The sequence below is a fragment of the Clostridium sp. genome (genome assembly GCF_029258205.1).
Lineage (GTDB): Bacteria > Bacillota > Clostridia > Clostridiales > Clostridiaceae > Sarcina.
This window is the reverse complement of sequence record NZ_JARHZJ010000101.1, coordinates 1-6,703: the sequence shown is the minus strand read 5'-3', so window position 1 is coordinate 6,703 and position 6,703 is coordinate 1. Positions and strand designations below refer to the sequence as shown.

Annotated in this window: 2 protein-coding genes, 1 pseudogene and 1 riboswitch; all 3 genes and pseudogenes read left to right on the top strand. The window is 28.9% G+C overall.

The features are described from left to right. Positions 1 to 1,080: 1,080 nt before the first annotated feature. Positions 1,081 to 2,784, top strand: a pseudogene (locus Q1J60_RS13095) (PA14 domain-containing protein); the annotation flags it as partial. 426 nt (positions 2,785 to 3,210) lie between these two features. After that, positions 3,211 to 3,308: riboswitch (purine riboswitch) on the top strand. Between the two features lie 187 nt (positions 3,309 to 3,495). After that, the gene (gene guaB / locus Q1J60_RS12390) at positions 3,496 to 4,950 is read left to right on the top strand and encodes an IMP dehydrogenase (protein WP_300262826.1); all 1,455 of its coding nucleotides are present in this window, start codon (positions 3,496 to 3,498) and stop codon (positions 4,948 to 4,950) included. Positions 4,951 to 5,060: 110 nt separating this feature from the next. Further along, a complete protein-coding gene (gene guaA / locus Q1J60_RS12385; protein ID WP_300262822.1) occupies positions 5,061 to 6,590 on the top strand; it encodes a glutamine-hydrolyzing GMP synthase in 1,530 nt (509 codons plus the stop codon). Positions 6,591 to 6,703 lie beyond the last annotated feature (113 nt).

Sequence of the window (6,703 nt, the reverse complement as noted above, 5' to 3'; positions counted from 1 at the left end):
TATTCAGTGAATGATGCAAAGTTAACTATAAATATACCTGAAGGTATAGAAATAGACTCTATAAATTATGCAGGGCAAACAATAAAAGTAAATAAAGAAGATGTAAAAAATGGAAAATATGAGTTGCCATTAAATAATTTGAGTTATGAGTTTGATAAAAGCACAGGAAATTATATTTATAACGGTAAGCCTTTGACAATTAACGTTAATATAAGAGGAATAAATACAAGTGGAAGTGATAAAAATTGTAGTGTAACTGGATATATTGATTCTAAATCAATAGAAGATGGTAAGAAAACTGACTTACCTAACATTAATATAAATGTTAAAAGTGGTGTTAAGGTTGAGATAACAGTTAATGACTATATAGGACAAGTTGGTGAAAAATATGATAGTACATATATAAAACCAGAAAATGGTTCATTTAATTTTATTAAAGATCCAAAAAGATTAATTGGAAATGGAATTGCAAATATTTCTGTTAATGGTATTCAAGAGAAACGCAATGAGGATTATTGGATTAAAACTTGGTTTACTAAGGAAAATAGCGAAGAAGAAATAAATCCAGAGGAATTTAAATTAAATAATATAAATTCAGATATAGATTTAGATAAAGAGAATAATTTAACTTATCAATCTTATAATGTTGATGGTTTGCAAGCAACTCAGGATAAAGATGAATGGAACAATAGAGATATAGTTTTTGCTAAAAAGAAAAACAAAGGTATTTTAGCGGCCAAGAGAATAGCTACTGAACCTTATGAAGGTTTTACTAAAGACAATAAGAATAAATCGTACTTGAATATAAATAATGATGTTAATTTGACTTATGAAGGAAAGAATTTAATTTATAAAGGAAATGTAGAAAAGTACTATTTGAGTAAAAAATATACATGTTCTCAATGGAGTGATGGAGAAAATCAGATATATTATTATCCAGAGAATAATACATGGTATAATATAAATTCTATAAATATATGGAATCGTATTGAAAAAGTTGAAAATAATAGTGAATATAATTTTAAACATAATACAATTTTTTATGATGAAATGAATATCGGTAAAGAATGTGATTTAAGATATCCTGGATTTCAATATAAAGAAGCAGATAAATATTGGGGTTATATAAGACCTGAAAACTCAGGTTGGTATCTATTTGGAACATATTCAGATGATGGTTCAAGATTTAGTATAACTAAGGATGGTAAAACTTATGAATTATCTAAAAGTAATTTTGGACTGAATAATAAAGGTAGAGATTGGTATATAGGAGAAGAGAATAGTAATTTTAAAGTACATGGTTCTTCTTTTTATAGTTCATTTACACCAATATATTTAGAAGCAGATAAATATTATCCTATCCAATTAGAGTATTTCAACTGGGGAGGCGGAGGAGCTTTCAAGTTGGGTTATTGTAAGTTAGATAATTATGATAATGATAAAAATGGACAAAGTATATTGAAAAGGTTAAATGAAGCTTCAGAAGCTAAAAACTATAAAAGTTTAAGTGATGTTTTTAGTAGGGGAGGCTATTGGAATAACTATAAATATAATTTAACTGAAAAATTTAATGATTACTTAAATAATATTCATTTAAATTGGATAGGAGAATTAAATGAAAATAATAACTTTACTTTGTATCCATCAAAGAGTAATGAACCAGGTGATATTGCTGATGAAGTTTTTGAAGGAAAGTCTGGAGTTAAATTACCTACAGATGTAGGTGTATATACAATGCATTATAATATTATAACTAGAAAAAAAGATAGTGACAAATCTGGACAAGTTATAAATGATAATGTTCAATCAGGTAAATATGGAAAGTTTGAAGTTAAAGATTTGTTAGATGCTAGTATAAGTGTAGTTGGTACTGATGATAAAAAAGAAATTTATTTAAATGAAAAAGCTAAGGCAATTTATAAAATGATTCCTAATGATATAAAAGCTGAAGATATAATAAGAGATGGAAGAGATTTTCCAAAAGAGATAAGATTAATAGACTTAAAGATTAATGGTATGCTTCCAAATGGAATTAAGTTTGATGAAAAAAATAATCCTTCAATAAATTTAGGCGCTGAAAGTAATGGAGAAAGAAGATTTTCAGCTGATAAACTTGATGATATAATTTATACTTTAGAAAACGGAATGTATGTTGGACAGCCATTAAGTAAAGAGATAAATGTAAGTATAGAATCAAATGGGCCATTTGAATTTAAATCAAGTGAAAATAAGGCTAAATTTAATCTTAATTATGAAGATAAGAAAACTAAATCTATGTTTGAGGAATTTAAAGGAAATTCAATAGGAGTTAGCGAACCTACTAAAGTTATAAAGTTTGGTATTTTAGATTCTGCATCACCTGATAATATAAAAGATGTTAGCGAAGGAGTGCAAGTTGTTAATGGAATGCCACTAAAAATTGCTATACTAGCAGATGTTAAATCACCTAATTCCATTATTGATTTAGGGTTTGATTCTAAGAATATAAAACTATCTAAAAATACAGAGGCGCAGTTTAAAGTTAAAATTTACAATAAGGGAAATTTAAGTAATAGTGAAAAAGAGATTACTATTAACAGTATAGACAAAAATTTAATTAATGGATTAGATAGTGGAATTAAAATTTCTGGATTAAGTGTTGGAGAAAAAGTAATAGTAATAGAATTAACTCCAGATAATATAACAGCAAATAGTAGTGCATTATTAAAAACAAAAGTTGAAAATAGTAGTGATAAAGAATATTTAGCTAAGCTTAATTACGCAGAAATGCCAGATGTATTTTAATCTAAAAGGAAAAATAAGATCACATGAATTAATTTGTGGTCTTATTTTTTTGTGTTTATTAATAAATTTTAGAGCATAACATATTTAACTGTTAAAAACTTAAAAAGAAAATCAAGATAAAAGTACCGTTAGTATTGTTTAATAAAGTTAATTTTTATTTATAGTATTAAAAATAGTTAAATATCTTATAAAAGCCTAGAATTATAAATAATCTGTAAGATGTATATAATAAAATGAAAAATGTATGTATTAATATTAAAAGTACTACTAATAAGAATATAATATATTATAAAAAAATAAATGAATTATTTTATTCAACAACTATAAAATGTGCAATAAAAAAATCAATTGTTAACTTTTGAAATTAATTTTCTGCATTTTGTTGACAAGCTTTCTTTCATAGATTATAATTAATAAAAATTAAACAAAACGGAATATAAATAAACTCGTATAAGCTTTGAATAAGGCAAGGCGTTTCTACCGGAAACCTTAAATTTCCGTCTATGAGTGAATTTGATATACTATAGCTGTACTATAAGCATATTAACTTCACTTGGGAGTTATTATGCTTTTTTTTGAATATAAAATTTCATGTTTGTATATAGTTGCAAGTTTGCTTTCAGAAAATAAGTGAGGATTTAAGAAGTAGAAATACGGAAAAATATTTGATTGTACGTAGATAAATTAAAGATAGTGTGTGGAGGCGACAGTATGGCAAGAATATTAAAAACAGCATATACATTTGATGATGTATTACTAGTACCAAATAAATCAGAGGTCCTACCTAATGAGGTTTCTTTAAAAACTCAATTAACTAAAAAAATTCAATTAAATATTCCATTAATGAGTGCAAGTATGGATACAGTTACTGAATCTAAAATGGCAATAGCTATGGCTAGAGAAGGTGGAATAGGAATAATCCATAAAAATATGACAATAGAAGATCAAGCAAGAGAAGTTGATAGAGTAAAAAGACAAGAAAATGGAGTAATAACAGATCCAATATTCTTATCAGAAGATCACACAGTAAGAGAAGCTTTAGATTTAATGGCTCAATATAGAATTTCAGGAGTTCCTGTAACAAAAGAAGGAAAACTAGTTGGAATTATAACAAACAGAGATATAGTATTTGAAACAAATTACGATAAAAAAGTTTCAGAAGTTATGACAAAAAGTCCATTAGTTACTGGTAAGGAAGGAACTACATTAACTGAAGCATTAGAAATATTAAAGCAACATAAAATAGAAAAACTTCCTTTAGTTGATGATGAAAATAATCTAAAAGGACTTATAACTATAAAAGACATAGAAAAAGCTAAAGCTTTCCCAAATGCAGCTAAAGATGAAAAAGGAAGACTTTTATGTGGAGCTTCAATCGGTGTAACTAATGACATGATGGAAAGAGTGGATGCAGTAGTTAAAGCAAAGGTTGATGTTATTGTTTTAGATACAGCTCATGGTCATTCAAAAGGAGTTATTGAAGGGGTTAAGAGAATAAAAGCTAAATATCCTGAACTTCAAGTAATAGCTGGTAATATAGCTACACCAGATGCTGTAAGAGATTTGAAAGAAGCAGGTGCAGATTGTGTTAAGGTAGGTATAGGCCCAGGATCAATATGTACTACAAGAATAGTTGCAGGTGTTGGTGTTCCTCAATTAACAGCAGTTATGGATTGTGCTGAAGAAGGTAAAAAATTAGGCATACCAGTAATAGCTGACGGTGGATTAAAATATTCAGGAGATATAGTTAAGGCTTTAGCAGCTGGAGCTTGTGCAGCTATGATGGGATCAATCTTTGCAGGATGTGAAGAAGCGCCAGGAGCTATAGAGATATATCAAGGTAGAAGCTATAAAGTTTATAGAGGAATGGGTTCACTTGGAGCTATGTCAAAGGGATCAAGTGATAGATATTTCCAAAATGGTACTAAGAAATTTGTTCCAGAAGGTGTAGAAGGAAGAATTGCTTACAAAGGACACTTAGCAGATACTGTATATCAATTAATAGGTGGAATAAAATCAGGAATGGGTTACTTAGGAGCACCAACTTTAGAGAGTTTATATGAAAATTCTAATTTTGTTGTTCAAACTTCAGCAGGATTTAGAGAAAGTCATCCACATGATATAAACATAACTAAAGAAGCACCAAACTACAGTGTTAATCAATAATAATTAGATTAAAAACTTCAGCAAAGTGTTAAAATAGATGTTGTAGCTTTTAACATTTTGTTGAATTTACTTTATACATAAACGGAAAATAAAATTGTGGAGGAAAGCAAATGAGAGATTTAGTTTTAGTTGTCGACTTTGGTGGGCAATATAATCAGTTAATAGCAAGAAGAGTTAGAGAATGTGGAGTTTATTGTGAAATAATACCTTACACATATAGCATAGAAAAAATAAAACAAAAGAATCCAAAAGGAATAATATTCACTGGTGGACCAAACTCAGTTTATGGAGAAAATACTCCTACATTAGATAAAGAAATATTCAATTTAAATGTTCCTATATTAGGAATATGCTATGGAGACCAATTAATGGCACACCTTTTAGGAGGAAAAGTTGCTACTGCTCCAGTAAGAGAATATGGAAAAACTAATGTAACTTTAGATAATTCATCAAAATTATTTGCTGGAATAGAAGCAGATGAAACTTGTTGGATGAGTCATACTGATTACATAGCAGAAGCACCAGAAGGATTTAAAATTATAGCTCATACAGATGTTTGTCCAGTGGCAGCTATGGAAAATGAAGAAAGAAGGCTTTATGGAGTTCAATTCCATCCAGAAGTTGAGCATACTCCATTTGGTCAAAATATGATGAGAAATTTCCTTTACAATATATGTGGATTAGAAAATTCTTGGTCAATGGCTTCTTTTGCAGAAGAAAAAATAGCTGAAATCAAGAAAATAGTTGGAGATAAAAAATTAATATGTGCATTATCAGGTGGAGTTGATTCATCAGTTGCAGCTGTTATGGTTCACAAGGCTGTAGGTAAGCAATTAACTTGTATCTTTGTTGATCACGGTCTATTAAGAAAAGATGAGGGAGATCAAGTAGAAAAAATCTTCAAAGAAGGTTTTGATATGAACCTTATCAGAGTTAATGCTCAAGATAGATTCTTAGGTAAATTAAAAGGAGTTTCAGATCCAGAAACTAAGAGAAAGATAATCGGAGAAGAGTTCATAAGAGTATTTGAAGAAGAAGCTGGAAAGTTAGGAGATATTAAATTCTTAGTTCAAGGAACAATTTATCCAGACGTTGTTGAAAGTGGAACAGATACTTCAGCAGTAATTAAGAGTCACCACAACGTTGGAGGACTTCCAGAAGATATGGAATTCTCATTAATAGAGCCATTAAGAGAATTATTCAAAGATGAAGTAAGAGCTGTAGGAGAAGAATTAGGAATTCCTCATAATTTAGTATGGAGACAGCCATTCCCAGGACCAGGATTAGCTATAAGAGTTCTAGGAGAAGTAACTGAAGATAAATTAGAAGTTGTTAGAGAAGCTGATGCTATATTCAGAGAAGAAATAGCTTTAGCAGGCCTTGAAAGTGAAATATGGCAATACTTTGCAGTATTACCTAACATTCAATCAGTTGGTGTTATGGGAGATGAAAGAACTTACTGTCACACTGTAGGATTAAGAGCAGTTACATCATCAGACGGAATGACTTCAAACTGGGCTCATATACCATATGAAGTTATAGATAAAGTATCAAGAAGAATTGTAAATGAAGTTAAGGGAGTTAACAGAATTGTTTATGATGTAACTTCAAAACCACCAGCAACTATAGAGTGGGAATAAAATATATAAGTAATTAGAAATGATAAAGCCTATTTTACAGTATTTATTTAAATTAATAATTTGTAAAATAGGCTTATTTTTATATGGTTCACCACCAATTCTCACCACCAAAA